1 protein-coding gene is annotated in these 291 nt (G+C 62.5%); it reads right to left on the bottom strand.

Features of this window, described 5'->3' with window-relative positions:
- Nucleotides 1-291 (bottom strand): hypothetical protein (locus tag SB679_RS23745; protein ID WP_410704719.1); only part of this gene is annotated, 291 nt, incomplete at both ends.

The raw sequence follows: 291 nt of genomic DNA on the forward strand, positions 1-291 counted from the left end.
CCGAGTCGCATTTTCATCGGTCGATAGAGGTTCGAATGCAGGCGTTTCAGCATTGACCGGGGCGCGGAAGCCCAGTTGCGTTGGATTGAGAGGCAGCAGGGCAGCCAACTGTCCCCCTCGATGCGCCGAGAGCACCTGCAGCGACCGCCCGGGCTGGAAAGCCCTCATCCACGGGCGGAACCAACCTGGGCGCATGTAGGGCGGGGCGTCGGACGACAGGGCAAAGTCGTCCCATTCCTGCTCCAATGAGTCGTCCAGCGGCCGCAACGCACAGATGTATTCAGCTGACAT

This window comes from Chryseobacterium sp. SIMBA_029 (assembly GCF_046535275.1).
Lineage (GTDB): Bacteria > Bacteroidota > Bacteroidia > Flavobacteriales > Weeksellaceae > Chryseobacterium.